General features: G+C 28.9%; 13 protein-coding genes. 5 read left to right on the top strand and 8 right to left on the bottom strand.

Features of this window, described 5'->3' with window-relative positions:
- Positions 1-117: 117 nt before the first annotated feature.
- From ACJDT4_RS18840 to ACJDT4_RS18830, 3 genes are all read right to left on the bottom strand, one after another.
- Positions 118-1,569 carry a glycoside hydrolase family 1 protein gene (locus ACJDT4_RS18840; protein WP_406789138.1) on the bottom strand — a complete coding sequence of 484 codons (1,452 nt, stop codon included), beginning with the start codon at positions 1,567-1,569 and terminating at the stop codon, positions 118-120.
- 258 nt (positions 1,570-1,827) lie between these two features.
- Complete coding sequence (gene xylB, locus ACJDT4_RS18835) at positions 1,828-3,354, bottom strand: xylulokinase (protein ID WP_406789137.1); 1,527 nt, start codon at positions 3,352-3,354, stop codon at positions 1,828-1,830.
- A gap of 12 nt (positions 3,355-3,366) precedes the next feature.
- Positions 3,367-4,524 (bottom strand): ROK family protein, encoded by a 1,158-nt coding sequence (locus ACJDT4_RS18830; protein ID WP_406789136.1) that lies wholly within the window; start codon positions 4,522-4,524, stop codon positions 3,367-3,369.
- 376 nt (positions 4,525-4,900) lie between these two features.
- Between ACJDT4_RS18830 and ACJDT4_RS18825 the strand changes: the two genes are divergently transcribed.
- Positions 4,901-5,557: a pentapeptide repeat-containing protein gene (locus tag ACJDT4_RS18825; protein ID WP_406789135.1), complete on the top strand. Its 657-nt coding sequence runs from the start codon at positions 4,901-4,903 to the stop codon at positions 5,555-5,557.
- 67 nt (positions 5,558-5,624) lie between these two features.
- Here the strand turns inward: ACJDT4_RS18825 and ACJDT4_RS18820 are convergent, their stop codons facing one another.
- Positions 5,625-6,770 carry a CapA family protein gene (locus ACJDT4_RS18820; protein ID WP_406789134.1) on the bottom strand — a complete coding sequence of 382 codons (1,146 nt, stop codon included), beginning with the start codon at positions 6,768-6,770 and terminating at the stop codon, positions 5,625-5,627.
- A gap of 215 nt (positions 6,771-6,985) precedes the next feature.
- Here ACJDT4_RS18820 and ACJDT4_RS18815 point away from each other — a divergent pair, with 215 nt between their 5' ends.
- Genes ACJDT4_RS18815 through rd form a run of 3 tightly spaced genes read left to right on the top strand, consistent with a single transcriptional unit; the run spans position 6,986 to position 8,336 of the window.
- On the top strand, positions 6,986-7,912 hold the full coding sequence (locus ACJDT4_RS18815) for an NAD(P)/FAD-dependent oxidoreductase (RefSeq protein WP_406789133.1): 927 nt from the start codon (positions 6,986-6,988) through the stop codon (positions 7,910-7,912).
- Positions 7,913-7,926: 14 nt separating this feature from the next.
- Positions 7,927-8,157 carry a glutaredoxin family protein gene (locus tag ACJDT4_RS18810; RefSeq protein WP_406789132.1) on the top strand — a complete coding sequence of 77 codons (231 nt, stop codon included), beginning with the start codon at positions 7,927-7,929 and terminating at the stop codon, positions 8,155-8,157.
- A gap of 14 nt (positions 8,158-8,171) precedes the next feature.
- A complete protein-coding gene (gene rd, locus ACJDT4_RS18805) occupies positions 8,172-8,336 on the top strand; it encodes a rubredoxin (RefSeq protein WP_406789131.1) in 165 nt (54 codons plus the stop codon).
- A 300-nt stretch (positions 8,337-8,636) separates the two neighbouring features.
- Here the strand turns inward: rd and ACJDT4_RS18800 are convergent, their stop codons facing one another.
- From ACJDT4_RS18800 to ACJDT4_RS18785, 4 genes are all read right to left on the bottom strand, one after another.
- Positions 8,637-9,389 (bottom strand): hypothetical protein, encoded by a 753-nt coding sequence (locus ACJDT4_RS18800; RefSeq protein ID WP_406789130.1) that lies wholly within the window; start codon positions 9,387-9,389, stop codon positions 8,637-8,639.
- Between the two features lie 112 nt (positions 9,390-9,501).
- Positions 9,502-10,920 (bottom strand): sensor histidine kinase, encoded by a 1,419-nt coding sequence (locus tag ACJDT4_RS18795; protein WP_406789129.1) that lies wholly within the window; start codon positions 10,918-10,920, stop codon positions 9,502-9,504.
- On the bottom strand, positions 10,921-11,574 hold the full coding sequence (locus ACJDT4_RS18790) for a response regulator transcription factor (protein WP_406789128.1): 654 nt from the start codon (positions 11,572-11,574) through the stop codon (positions 10,921-10,923).
- A gap of 279 nt (positions 11,575-11,853) precedes the next feature.
- Positions 11,854-12,924 (bottom strand): acyltransferase family protein, encoded by a 1,071-nt coding sequence (locus tag ACJDT4_RS18785; protein WP_406789127.1) that lies wholly within the window; start codon positions 12,922-12,924, stop codon positions 11,854-11,856.
- A 246-nt stretch (positions 12,925-13,170) separates the two neighbouring features.
- On the opposite strand from ACJDT4_RS18785, the gene ACJDT4_RS18780 reads away from it, so the two are divergent.
- Positions 13,171-14,289 carry a hypothetical protein gene (locus tag ACJDT4_RS18780; RefSeq protein WP_406789126.1) on the top strand — a complete coding sequence of 373 codons (1,119 nt, stop codon included), beginning with the start codon at positions 13,171-13,173 and terminating at the stop codon, positions 14,287-14,289.

Genomic DNA, 14,289 nt, shown 5'->3' with positions numbered 1-14,289 from the left:
AAGGCGGATGTGTGTCAACCAGGTTTAAACGCATTATAATCCTTAGCTCATTGTTGAATTCGGACCTCCAATATCGAATGTAATATATCTTTTCATTTTATTTTCAACCTACCTCTATTAAATTTCTTTCCCGTTTGTTTCTATAACCTTTTTATACCAGTAAAAACTATTCTTTTTTATTCTTCTTAAATCCTTTTCTGAATATTCATCTCTATTTACATATACAAAGCCATATCTTTTTTTGTATCCGTTAAGCCAGCTTAATAAATCAGTAAAAGACCATGTACAATATCCTAAAAGTTCAACTCCATCCGTTATAGCTTCTCTACATGCTCTAATATGAGCTCTTAAATATTCTATTCTGTAATCATCATTTACGACATCATTTTCTTCAAGCTTGTCTATAGCTCCAAGTCCATTTTCTGTTATAAGTATAGGAAGGTTATATCTATCTGTAAGTCTTCTCATTGCAATTCTAAGACCATCTGGATCAATCTCCCAATTCCAAGCGGTAGTCTTAAGATACGGATTCTTAATAGAAGAAAACAAACCAGATTCAGGAGCTTCACAATCTAAATTATTAACAAGATAAGGATCAATAAAACGCCCATCTTCACTTTTCCTATCATTTTTATTTTCTGTACACGCTTTTACAGTTCCGCCATGATAATAATTAAGTCCTATAAAGTCTGGTTTTACAGATTGCAAAAGCTCCATATCTCCATCTTGTATATCAGGTGCAATTTGAAATTCTCCTAAATATTTCAAGATCGACTTAGGATATCTTCCAAAACAATATACATCAAGCCACCAATGATTAAAAAATTCTTCTGCATTCTGCTGTGCAAGTATATTATCTGGCTTACAATCATATGGATATACAGGTCCCATTCCAAAGCTTGGTCCGATTTTTCCATTTGGAACATATTTTCTAAATTCTTTTATAGCAGCTGCATTTGCAAGATTTACAATGTGATTAGCATTAAAATATCTTTTAATATCTGTTACATTTGGTGGATGTGCCGCAAATCTATATCCGAGCGATGTAAATACATTTTGTTCATTAAACGTAACCCAATATTTTACTTTTCCATTAAAATCTTTGTATAAAGCTATACAATAATTTTTAAAGTCATTAATTACTTTTCTTGATTCCCATCCACCATAAGTATCTTGAAGGGCTGCTGGTAAATCCCAATGATATAAAGTTAAAATAGGTTCTATATTATATTTCAAAAGTTCATCTACAAGATTTTCATAGAACTTAAGTCCATCTTTATTTAATTCTCCACTGCCATCTTTAAATATCCTTGACCATGAGACTGAAAATCTATATGCTTTAAGCCCCATTTCTGCCATTAGTTTGACATCTTCTTTATATTTATGATAATGGTCTACAGCTACATCTCCATTTGTATTTTCAAAAGTTTTTCCAGGAATTTTAGCAAAGTCATCCCATATGGACTTTCCTTTTCCATCTTCATTCCATGCACCTTCAATTTGATAAGCTGCGGAAGCTGAACCCCATAAAAAGTTTTCTGGAAAATCATCTAATTTTTTGTGTTTCATTTTTTTCACCTCTGCTTTTTAGATTTTCTTCTATCTCAATTAGTTATTTTTTCATAGCTAATACAGAAATATATATAGTCACTCCTAAAAAAATAAAATATTTAACTTATATATTATTTGTACCAAAATGCCACCTTCTGGGCATTTTGGTATATATGAATTTAAATAGTTGAAATAGAACATATTAAAACAAGAGCCTCTAAAATAAAGGATTTCTTTTATTTTAGCAGCTCTTGTTTTATATACAGCAAATTAAATTTATTTTATTTTACTTAAAACATTAAATTGATCCTTAAGCGAAACATACAAATCTTTATAAACTTCATAATACTTTTTATAAAGTTTACTATTTTCTTCATTTGGCTTTTGAGTACTTACTCTCTTTATAATGTTATCGCAAGCTTCAGGTATTGATGAGTATAGTCCAGCACCTTTTAAAGCTAATATTGCAACTCCCAAAGCTGGTCCTTCACTAGAATTAATAGTTGTAATTTCAGAATTAAATATATCAGCTTGAATTTGTCTCCAAAGAGGACTCTTTCCGCCACCACCAGATGCTCTGACTTCGTTTACATCGGCTCCCATGCCTTTTATAATTTCCATGCAATCATTTAAACTGTATCCTACACCTTCCATTACTGACCTTAACATAGCTCTTTTATCATGTCTAGAAGTAAGCCCAAAGAATACACCTCTTGCAAACGGATCAAGATGTGGAGTTCTTTCTCCCATAAGATATGGCAAGTATATTAATCCTTCGCAGCCTGCTTTAACCATTGCAGCTTCCTTATTTAAGATATCATATGCATCAATACCAGCAAGTTCAGCAGAATTTTTTTCTTCTGCACAGAAATTATCTCTAAACCACTTTAAAGACAAACCTGCTCCTTGAGTAACGCCCATTATATGCCAAGTATTAGGGACTGCATGACAAAATGTGTGAACTCTTCCTTTTTTATCTATGGTAACCTTATCAGTATATGCAAACACAACTCCTGAAGTACCTATCGTAGATGATACTATTCCAGGTCTAACAATTCCATTTCCTATGGCGCCAGCTGCTTGATCTCCAGCTCCTCCAACTACAATAGTATCTTGTGTAAGTCCTGTTAATCTTGATGCCTCTTTATTTACCTTTCCTGTAACGTCCTGTGATTCATATAATTTTCCAAGTAAACTTTTATCAATTTCAAGTTTATCTAAAACTTCGTCACTCCATTTTCTATTTGGCACATCTAAAAGCTGCATACCACTAGCGTCAGATACCTCACTGGCAAATTCTCCGGTAAGCATATACCTTATATAATCCTTTGGCAAAAGTATTTTTGCAGTTTTGGCGTATATTTCTGGCTGATGTTTCTTTACCCACATTATTTTTGATGCAGTAAAACCAGTAAGAGCTGGATTTGCAGTTATTTCTATTAATCTTTCTCTTCCAACTTTTCGTGTTATTTCATCACATTCTTCGCTTGTCCTCTGGTCACACCATATAATAGATGGTCTAAGAACCTCTCCATTTTTATCCAGCATAACAAGCCCATGCATCTGACCAGACAATCCTATTCCCTTAATATCTTCAGCCTTCACATTACTCTTTGAAATCACTTTTCTTATGCTAAGTACTACAGCATTCCACCAATCCTTTGGATTCTGTTCTGCCCAACCTAACTCTGGCTGTGAAAGTGGATACTCTTCAAGTGCACTTGCGATGCTTTCTCCCCTTTCATCAAACAATACTGTCTTAGTTCCTGAAGTTCCTATATCTATTCCTAAAACATAAGCCATAAAGACTCCTCCTTATATAATTTTTTCTTCTATAGAAAACGCCGATGTTATTGGGAGTAATGCCGCTCCTATTACAGAAGAATCCTTTTTAAGCTTCGACGTTAGAAGCTTCATATCCCCCTTAGAGTAAAAGCTATTCTCTATAAATATTTTTTCTTTAAGCTCTTTCATATAATATTTTTCATACTTACTTATTTCCCCACCCAAAACTATATAATGCGGATCTAGAGTAAGCTCAATATTTTGAATTCCAACTGCAAGCATGTTAAGATAGTCATCAAAATATTGTTTATATTTTTCATTATCAGAACTTAATGCTTTAAAAAATTCCGATAAATTTTTAACCTTTTTATCGCTTATTTCATTAAACCCCTTCAAAAGTGCTTTTTCAGAAACATACATTTCCCAACACCCAGTTTTACCACACTTACATCTTTTTCCGTTTGGCATTATTGACATATGACCAAACTCTCCTGCTCTCTTATTTTTCCCTTTATACAAACAACCATTCACTACAATTCCTGTACCTACTCCACTAGTAACAGAAATATAAACAAGATTTCTATCATCTTTAACTATTCCAACACTAAGCTCTGCTAAAGCTGCTGCATTTGCCTCATTTTCTATAAACATTGGCATGTTAAAATAATTTTGAAACTCTTTAAAATTTACATTTCTTATCCCTATATTAGGTGCAATTTCCAAGAGGAACTTTTCCTCATTTACAGTGCCAGGAAGAGAAAAACCTATACCAAGTATCTTATCCTCTTTAATATTCTCTGCTTTTAGCGCTCTTTTTACACATTCCGAAATTTCTTCCATAATAGCTTTAAAATCTTTAAGGCTATCAATCAAAAATTCCTCATCATATTTTATTTCAAGATCTAGATTCGTAAGCACAACTCTTGCCTTTTCTGGATTAATATCAACTCCAAAAGCATATCTACTATTCTTAAGAAATCTTACAATAACAGGCTTTCTACCACCTGTTGAATCTGCCACTCCACATTCTTCTACAAGTTCATCCTTTATTAATTCATTTACATTTGATATTACCGTAGGTATACTTACATCCAATTCCTTTGCTATAATCTGCTTAGTAAGCTTTTTTTTCTTGTAAAGCAAATTTAATATTCTACCCTTATTGCGATTTTTTTCTACATTAAACATTATTTATAACACCTCATGACAGATTATAATCTAAAAATTGTTTATAGACAATCACTAATTTTAAAATATACTTCTAATTAAATTTTTTGCAACTTATTCATATGTTGTGCTAACTTATGTTTATATTTTATCATATCTTTTAGTCTTTTTAAATATATTTTATAAAGTATTTTTAATAAGTTTTACTCCTTGTCTATATTAATAAAATATAATAATGCAATCCATAAAATTTCTAGTTGCAAAGATAAAATATACATCTTTCTCCTTTCTTTTCTCTTCCAAAATAAAATCTTTAATGCTATCATATGTTTATAGCTTAAAGATAAAACGATATCCGTGTAACGCTTAATTTATATATGTTTAAAGAGGTCTTAATATGAATAAAAAAAATAACTTTAAAATTATCACACCAAACATCACAGAAAATCTTGATAACATATCTCATGATATTTCATTGAGAGAAGATTCACTTATTGAATTAAAATTTATTGAAAATATAACAATAGAAGGCCAAAATGCGAAAAAAATTTGCATGAAGGAAATTATCTTCAAAAATGTTGTGTTTAAAAACAATGATTTTAATAGTGCTGATTTAACTGATGTTAGGTTTGAAAAATGCGACCTATCAAATGCTGATTTTACAAATGCAATCATGTGCAGAGTCGAATTTGTAAACTGCAAAATAACAGGTATTAATTTAACTGAATCAGGTCTAAGAAATGTATTATTCCAAAACTGCATTGGAAAGTATTCACTATTTCGTTTTTCAAAATGCACTCAATTACTTTTTAAAGATTCCATGCTTATAGGCTCAGATTTCTACAAATCAACCTTTTCAAAAATAGTCTTTGAAAATTGTAATTTGATGGATTCTGAAATGTGTGAAACAAAGCTTAACGGAATTGATTTAAGCACTTGTGAAATAGATGGTATCAATATAACACTTGATAGTTTAAAGGGCTGCATAATTCGTCCTGACCAACTAATGTGCTTTGCCAGCGTTTTAGGCGTTGTTATAAAAGAAACATACTAGGGATTGATGTTTTATTTCACTTATTTTGAACACAAAATGGACTTGAAATTTTCAAGTCCATTTTGTGTTAATATCTGGTGAATTCGCTGTTAATCTTAAAGCCTAAATTAGGAGATAAACCATTAACCTTTTCAAGAACTCTGCTTTTATTATCTCCACTTAAAGGAGTTGGGCAATAATCATTTAATTTATCTACAGAAGATACGCTGAAAGGTATTACCCTAACACTTGATTGTGAAATGGTATTATTATGGAAATCAAATTTTGCTTGAAGTACAAAAGTATCCTTATCCTTTGGATTTGAATTTCCTCCAAAGCAAAAATTTCCAAGGCTATAACTTATTATCTTACCTTTATACCTTTCAATTCCTTGTATTACATGTGGATGATGACCTATTACCAAATCTGCACCATTGTCTATTGCAAAATGTGCTATTTGCTTTTGCTCAGAATTCGCATGGTAGCTACCTTCAGTTCCCCAGTGGAAGCTCACAACTACAATACTAGCCCCTTTGCTTTTTAATTCCTTTATATCATTTTTAACCTTATCCATCTTATCATCATCATAGCTCCATGCCTGATAACCTAAAAACCCTATTTTATTTCCTTTAACTTCTTTAATCCATTTTTTATCGTCTCCAAAATAGCTTATATTGTACTTTTTTAGTGCAGTAATTGTATCTTCAAAACCTTTTTGAAGATAATCTCCAGTATGATTATTGTCTATATCAACTCCATCAATTGAACCCTTTTTTAGAGACTGCGCAAATTCTGGCGGTGCTTTAAATGTATATGTTTTTTTACTACTAACATCAGAATTTGTAAAAACAGTCTCAAGATTTGCAATTGTTATATCATCTGCTTTAAAAATGCCAACTGCATTTTTAAACAAATATGAATAATCATTGTTTTTATTTTTAACTACTGTCACAAGTGATGTAGACTGATCAAATTTAGGATCCGTTCCTATGGTACAATCTCCAACAAAACTCAATAGCACGCTCGTATTTGGATTTTTTTTTGCCTCACCAGTTTTTGGTGCTGTAGAATTTCCATTTTGAGTATTATTGATACTTAGATTATCGATATTCATAATATTCTTTCTAAAATATCCATATTTATATGTAAAGAAAAATATTATAAAAATTGATGTGACACACAAAACTATCTGTGCAAATATACTTTTATATGAATACTTATTTTTATTACTCATAATAATCACGCCTTTTATGTTTATATATTTAATTTTATACACTTATATATGTATTGTAAATAAAATAAATAATATATATAAAAACTGTTGTCAAAATAATCTAAATGTGTTATATTATTAATAGATAATAATTATTAATAAGTAATTATTATTTTCAACCATTTTGTTTATACTATGTATGTTATTAATATTTATAGATATCGGAGTTGATCATTATGAAAGAAGAAAAGGAACTAGATTTAGCCATAATTGGTGCTGGTGCTGCTGGTCTTACAGCTGGTTTATATGCATCAAGATCAAAGCTTAACACTTTAATATTTGAAAATGGTCTTATTGGAGGACAAATTAGAGAAACCTTTTCCGTAGAAAATTTTCCTGGTTTTAATGCTATTTCAGGCTCAGAACTAGCCGATAAAATGCAAGAGCAAACTGTAAAATCAGGCGCTAATATAAATGAATTTGAAAGCATAGAAAAGGTTAAACTAACTGATGAAGAAAAAATAATAGAAACAGATAGCGCAATATATAAACCTAAATCAGTAATTATTGCTACCGGATCAAAAAGTAGAAAACTTCCAGTACCCGAGGAAGAAAAGCTTCATGGAAAGTGCATACATTACTGCGAACTATGTGATGGAGCAATGTATGAAGGAAAAGACTTAATAGTTGTTGGCGGTGGTAATTCTGCAATTGATGCGGCACTATTTTTATTAAAATATGCAAAAAATATCACAGTAGTTCATCATTCTGAAAAGCTAAAAGCTCAAAAAATCAATCAAGATGAACTATTTAAACATAAAAATGTAACTTTACTACTAAACACTGAAATAACTCATGTACTTGGAGATAATACAATTGAAAATATTACAACCGAAAATAGAAAAACTGGTGAGTCTGGCACTTTAAAGGCAGATGGAATCTTTGTATATATAGGCAACAAGCCTCAAATAGAACTTTTTAAAGAAAGTTTAACTTTATCAGAGTCTGGTCACATTAAAACAAATGAAAAACTTGAAACTAACATAAAAGGTGTTTTTGCCGCTGGAGATGTTAGAGAAAAAGAAGTAAGACAGCTTACAACTGCTGTTAATGATGGTTCTATTGCTGCATTAATGGCTGAAAAATATATAAAAGGATTTTAAAGGAGGAATTAATTATGGTAAAAGTATATTCTACACCAACTTGTCCTTGGTGCTCAAAAGCAAAATCATACTTAAAATCAAAAAATATAGATTTTGAAGATTTAAATGTTCAAGAGGATTTAAACGCAAGAGAAGAAATGCTTAATTTATCAAAACAGTCAGGTGTTCCAGTTATAAATATAGATGGAAATATAATTGTTGGTTTCGATAAGCCTGCTATAGACAATTTACTTTTTAATAAATAGATGGAGGTATTTATATGAAGAAATATGTATGCATAGTATGTGGTTATATTTATGATCCAGCTCAAGGAGATCCAGATAATGGAGTGCAACCAGGAACAGCTTTTGAAAATATACCTGATGATTGGACTTGTCCGCTTTGTGGCGTTGGCAAAGATCAATTTGAAGAAGTTGAAGAATAGTATTTTTTAATATTAAAAAGTTGATAAATTTAAGGTATTACATTATTAAAATTCTAAAAGTCTTTAATAAATCGCTGTTATTACAATAAATTTAAAGCTCCAAGTAATTTAGTAATGTAATACCTAAATTTAATTTAAAGCTGTCATATACATCTACTAACTCTCCATTGTGTAGATATATATGCAAAATACATCTTAGGTTATGTTTACTAACAACTTATAAAAAAAGAATTCACAGGATACATAATCCTATGAACTCTTTCATACTAAAAAATTGCTTTAAATAATTATTTTTAATATTTACTTGCGAGTAAAATCACTGTAGTTAGTTACAGAATAATCTTTCAGATATAATTCAACTCCACATATTTTATTTCCATTTGCATCCTTGCAAGTTACTGCCCCTATACCAACTTTATTTTTTTCATCATCTAATTCCATTGTAGCAACTTTATCAAAAAGCCCATTTTTCTTTAAAAAGCTTTCAGCTGCTGCTTTAGCTTTAGTTTCATTAAATTCCAAGTTTCTCATTGGAGTTACTCCATCAATGGCATTCATCCATGCAACTTTCCCATCGCTTACATACATAGCAACATCATAACGTTCAGACATTGGCCTTGAATATAAGCTATCGGTCAATTTTTTAACATATCCATTAATGTCCTTGCCATCAAATGTAATATCTTGTCCCTTAGGTAACTTAGTCACATCAACATCAAAGCTAACTTCTACAGTTTCAGGTACGTTTTTATAATTATTTCTAAATACATGTATTTGCAATGCATCCTTTTGTATTTTCTCATCCATATTTACGCCCATATATTGATTAATATAGCTTTTAGCAATCTCAATAGCTTTTTCATCGCTAGTTTTTAATCCATTAACATCTAGCAAAGCTTTATTACTTTCTCCCTGACTTACTTTAGCAGTTGCTAATTTAACAATATTTCTAGTAGCATTTTCTGTATTTTGCCTTGCAGCTGCCATAACTGATGTGCTTGTCAATGTAACTACTGCAGCTAGTAAAACTCCCATTAAGCTTTTCTTATTCATAATATAAATTACCTCCAAAAACTTTTTCTTGCCGAATTCGACTACAATACTATAATAAACCATACGTGTATTTAAATTTTCTCCTATTTGCAATTAAATTGTAAATACATAGTTACAGTTTTTTTGTTTCTTTAAACTTAACCATCACAATAGTTCCAACTCCAAGTTCACTTTGCACTTTAACTTCAGCATTATGTATTCTAGCAATTTTATCACATATTGAAAGACCAAGTCCCACTCCATTGTTTCTTCTATCCCTGGCTTTATCAACCATATAAAATGGTGAAAATATTCTTTTCACATCCTCTTTAGGTATTCCGATTCCATGATCCTCAATTTCGATAAATGGATTGCCGTTCAGATATGCTCTTACACATATCTGACTATTAGGTTTGGAGGCTTTAATAGCATTATCAATAAAGTTTCTCATAAATATAAAAATAAGTTCTCTATCCAATAATATATCTATTTCTTCTGAAGAAATTATAAGTTCTATATTTTTTTCCTTTAATCTTGGAAGCATAGAGGCTTCTATTTCTTTTAAAATCCCTTTAATATTGTATTTTCTCATATTAGGTCTTTCTTTTCTAAGTACAATTAAATCCATTAACTTTGAAGACATCTTTTGAAGACGCTTTCCTTCTTTATAAACATAATTTAAAGAATTTAAGGTTTCCTCATCAAAATCTTTATTTGTTATAAGATAGTCTGTATAACCTATAATTGATGTAAGCGGACTTCTAAGTTCATGAGATAAATCATCTATAAATTTTTGCTTATCCTCAGAGCTTTCCTTTAATGTATTTATGTTATTTTGAATCACACCTGCCATATAATTAAAGTTATTCGCTAAAGTTCCAATTTCATCTCTGGTACTAATATTAACCCTCACATTAAAATTGCCATCTGATATCTCCTTAGTTGATTTTATTAGTTTATTAACTGGACTTATAATAATTTTACTAAGTATCATCATAACAATCACTAAAGTTATACATACAAAAATATTTAGTTTTATTAAAACATTATACAAATACCTGTAATTCCTATATACTACTGATATTTCCTTTATGTATGAAATCATATAACGCATACCATCTACATTTACTACTTTATTTACATATAAATAATTCTTATCGCTTATCTCTTTTATCTCATAAGTCACCTTGTTATTAGGTATATGCCAATCATTTTTATGTTTTATTATTCCTTTTCCAAAACTATCATATATAACCTTATTATTAGCATCAAATATCTGAAAATAGCTTTTCTCATTTGATACATATCTTATATAAGAAATAATAGCAGAATCTATATTATTCTTATCATCATTATTCTTCATATAAATAAGCTGCATTCTACCGACAATGTCAACGGAATCACAAAATCTATTTTGCTCATTTATTCCAGAATCAATTTCACTTTGCAAATCTATTTTAAAACTTCTATTTATTAAATATATAGTTGACGGAACAAAGAAAACTTCAAAGACAACTAGTGTGCATATAAAAATTTTTTCCCAAAGTTTCATTTATTCCTCCAGTCTATATCCTAATCCAAATATAGTCTTTATTTCATTTTTCAAATCTAACTTTTTTCTTATCCTTTGTATATGATTATCTACAGTTCTTGTTTCGCCATAATAATCATAATTCCATACATTCTCAAGTATTTTTTCTCTAGTTAAAACACTATTTTTATTTTGAATTAAAAACAAAAGTAGTTCAAACTCCTTTAAAGTAAGATTAACATCTCTGCCATCTACCTTAACTTTTCTCTCATCTACATTTATCTCTATATTTTTATATAAAAATATATTACCTTTTTTACTGTAATGCCTTAACGTATTTTCAATTCTAGCCAAAAGCTCAATTCCTTCAAAAGGTTTAGTAATATAATCATCAGCTCCTAATTTTAGACCATAAACCTTGTCAACAACCGAAGCTTTAGCTGTCAAAAAAATAGTTGGGATATTTAATTTTTTAACCTTTTGAAAAATAGTAAAACCATCAATCTTGGGAAGCATAACATCAAGTAGAAGTAAATCAAATTTTCCATTTTTAATAAGTTTTAAAGCTTCCTCACCATCATAAGCTTGTATACTTTTATAGTTTGATATATTTAAATTAAGCTTTATTAAATTTGAAATTGCAGTATCATCTTCAACAATTAATATCTTTATCACTGTTAGCTCACCCTTTTAATACTTTATTAAATAAAATTATCTTACGCTCCATAAATATGAAATTCAAAAATATTTTTTGCATAAAATATACCAGATTTATTATACACCTTAACTCTCTGCAAAACATATATAATTTGTATATAAGTTGTAATATTTAGTTGATTAATAGCAAAACATGTAACATTTTTACATAAAAAAATCTGTATAAATTTCATACAGAGAAAATATAGTGGAATTCATACAGATTTTATAGCTATAAATTAATATTATTACAATATTTCAATCATTAACTGCATAATCTTTTTTTATAATTTTTAATACGTTACTGGTCAGTATTTGGAATTTGTCAATAAATTTATTTAAAGCATATCCTGCAATAAAACAAAACATTATTTCAGCAATATCACCTACAAATTTATTACCAATCAACTTAGTAAGATTTAAATACGTCAATATCTGCATCTCTACTAAATAAACCTCATATGAAATATTTCCTATAGATTTTAAAAACTTACTCATAAAACCTAATGATTGTAATAAAACTCCTAAAAATATAAAAATCATGGATACATTAATATCATATAACCAATAATATTCACTATTGCCTGAAAATACATAATGACTACTAATGCTGCCAATAACTAACACTATAATAATAAGTTTGTACATGTCTTTATTTAATAACTCTATTATATTTCTTTCATAAGTTGCAACTAAAATTCCAAAAGGAAACGAAATAAAGTGAAGAGAATACTGCCAAGATAAATCACCTATTGGGCTTATGAATTTTGATACTTTAAATAAATATGAAAAACAAAATAATAAGATAATGCTTATTTTTTTGTGTTTGCTATATCTATAAATAATAAAGAAAATAGCATACCATAACAAAATAAAAGATATATACCAATATGTTCCATCTAGTGTTCTTTTCGTATCAAACCCAGTAAAAAAAGTTATTATTCTATGTATAGAGTAATTAGATTTTTCTCCGTATATTCTCCACACTAATTCAAGTAAAACAACAATTATAAGTGGTGTATATATTTTCTTAAGTCTTCTTAATATAAAATCAATACCAACCCCTCTTTTTTTATATGATTTATAAACACCATAACCAGACAACATTAAAAAAATATCTACACCAATTGCTCCAAAATTTCCAATAGCCTTTGCATCAAAATAATACATTAATTTCATGTGCGCTAATATAACAAAAATGATAGCTACTCCCTTTAATTGAATTGTAGAATCTTTATCCATAAAAACTAATTTATTATATTCGTAGTTATTACAAGATGAAATTAATATAAAAAATAACAGCACGGCTAAAATTAAACTTAATTCCAACTTTAGACCTCCATATCATTAGTTTTACAATCATTATATGCTATAAATGTGTAAGGTGAATATTCTATTTGCAATTAAAGTGTAAAATTAATTGTATTGATTAAACACCCTTTTAACTACAAAATAAAACTATTTACCCTACATTTTAACTATTAAATATCGATAATAAAAAAGGATTTTGCAATAAAATAAAGAATATTTAATTATTATAGTATTTTTCTTTTTTATAGTGGGGTTGGAATATTTATGGAAAGTTTTATGGACGAGCTTCAAGACCAAAAGGTTATTTCTAAGAATGACGTTTTAATTCTAAAACAATATATAAACAAAAAATATAGTAATTATACTCAAGTTCAAAAGCTAAACGTTTTAACTTCATCTATACATCAAATTCTAGATAAGAATATTGATGGAATAGAAAAAGAATATACCGCTAAGCTTAAGCAAGATCTTCTAAAAAGTACCTTATTAAAAAACGGAAAGACAATTTTTCTCATAGATATATTCAACACATGCATTTCCAAAAAAGATGCTGAATTTAATTTCTATGAAAGTGTTTTAAATTGGGTAAATTCTAAGGTAGAAAACAAAATTTCTATATCAGAATTTAAAAAATTTGATATAGAGCTATCTCCTATTAAAGAGGATAATTCGGAAATTAATTTAGATACTCAAAATGTCCCTGTAGAAACTTTAGTACCTGAAACCATACCTTTAGTTATAAACCAAAAGAAGCTAAAAACAATCCTTAATTCAAAAATATTTAAAGGTTCTATTTGTGCTTTATTTGTGATTACCATTGCTCTTTACAATTCTTATGCTATTAAAAATATCATAAATACTTCAAAAGCAAAAAATATAAAAATTACTTTTAAAAAAACAGCCAAAAAATCCGAAGCTTTTATTGCTTCAGCTAAATTACCCAATTCTAATTTACCTAATTATTTTAGCTATAAAAATATAAATGAAAACTCTTTAAAAAAATATTTACACAATAAAAACTCTTTATTAGAACAGGAACCTTATTTTTCAACAATACTTGGAGTGGCAAAAGAATTTAATTTGAATCCGCTTGTTTTATTCGCAATTACAGGCCAAGAGCAAGACTTCGTACCAGCTAATGAACAATATGCAAAGAAAATAGTAAACAATCCCTTTAATGTTTTCCACAGCTGGCAAGAATATAATACCAACCTTAAAGATGCTGCCGAAATAGCCAGCAGAACTGTAATTAATTTATGCAAAGATAGGCCAAAAACTGAAGAACCTTTTCACTGGATAAATAGAAAATACGCTGAGGACCCCAAATGGGGAGAAGGAGTTCTTAAGCTTTACAATGAACTTGAAAAAAACAATGCTAAATGA

Source organism: Clostridium neuense (genome assembly GCF_045310695.1).
GTDB classification, from domain to species: Bacteria; Bacillota; Clostridia; order Clostridiales; family Clostridiaceae; genus Clostridium_S; species Clostridium_S neuense.
The sequence above is the reverse complement of the archived record's forward strand: the minus strand, read 5'-3'. Positions and strand labels throughout refer to the sequence as shown.

Coding starts and splice junctions, on each gene's coding strand:
- ACJDT4_RS18820 (WP_406789134.1), bottom strand. CDS start 6,770: ATGAGTAATAAAAATAAGTATTCATATAAAAGTATATTTGCACAGATA.
- ACJDT4_RS18825 (WP_406789135.1), top strand. CDS start 4,901: ATGAATAAAAAAAATAACTTTAAAATTATCACACCAAACATCACAGAA.
- ACJDT4_RS18800 (WP_406789130.1), bottom strand. CDS start 9,389: ATGAATAAGAAAAGCTTAATGGGAGTTTTACTAGCTGCAGTAGTTACA.
- ACJDT4_RS18815 (WP_406789133.1), top strand. CDS start 6,986: ATGAAAGAAGAAAAGGAACTAGATTTAGCCATAATTGGTGCTGGTGCT.
- ACJDT4_RS18795 (WP_406789129.1), bottom strand. CDS start 10,920: ATGAAACTTTGGGAAAAAATTTTTATATGCACACTAGTTGTCTTTGAA.
- rd (WP_406789131.1), top strand. CDS start 8,172: ATGAAGAAATATGTATGCATAGTATGTGGTTATATTTATGATCCAGCT.
- xylB (WP_406789137.1), bottom strand. CDS start 3,354: ATGGCTTATGTTTTAGGAATAGATATAGGAACTTCAGGAACTAAGACA.
- ACJDT4_RS18840 (WP_406789138.1), bottom strand. CDS start 1,569: ATGAAACACAAAAAATTAGATGATTTTCCAGAAAACTTTTTATGGGGT.
- ACJDT4_RS18810 (WP_406789132.1), top strand. CDS start 7,927: ATGGTAAAAGTATATTCTACACCAACTTGTCCTTGGTGCTCAAAAGCA.
- ACJDT4_RS18830 (WP_406789136.1), bottom strand. CDS start 4,524: ATGTTTAATGTAGAAAAAAATCGCAATAAGGGTAGAATATTAAATTTG.
- ACJDT4_RS18780 (WP_406789126.1), top strand. CDS start 13,171: ATGGAAAGTTTTATGGACGAGCTTCAAGACCAAAAGGTTATTTCTAAG.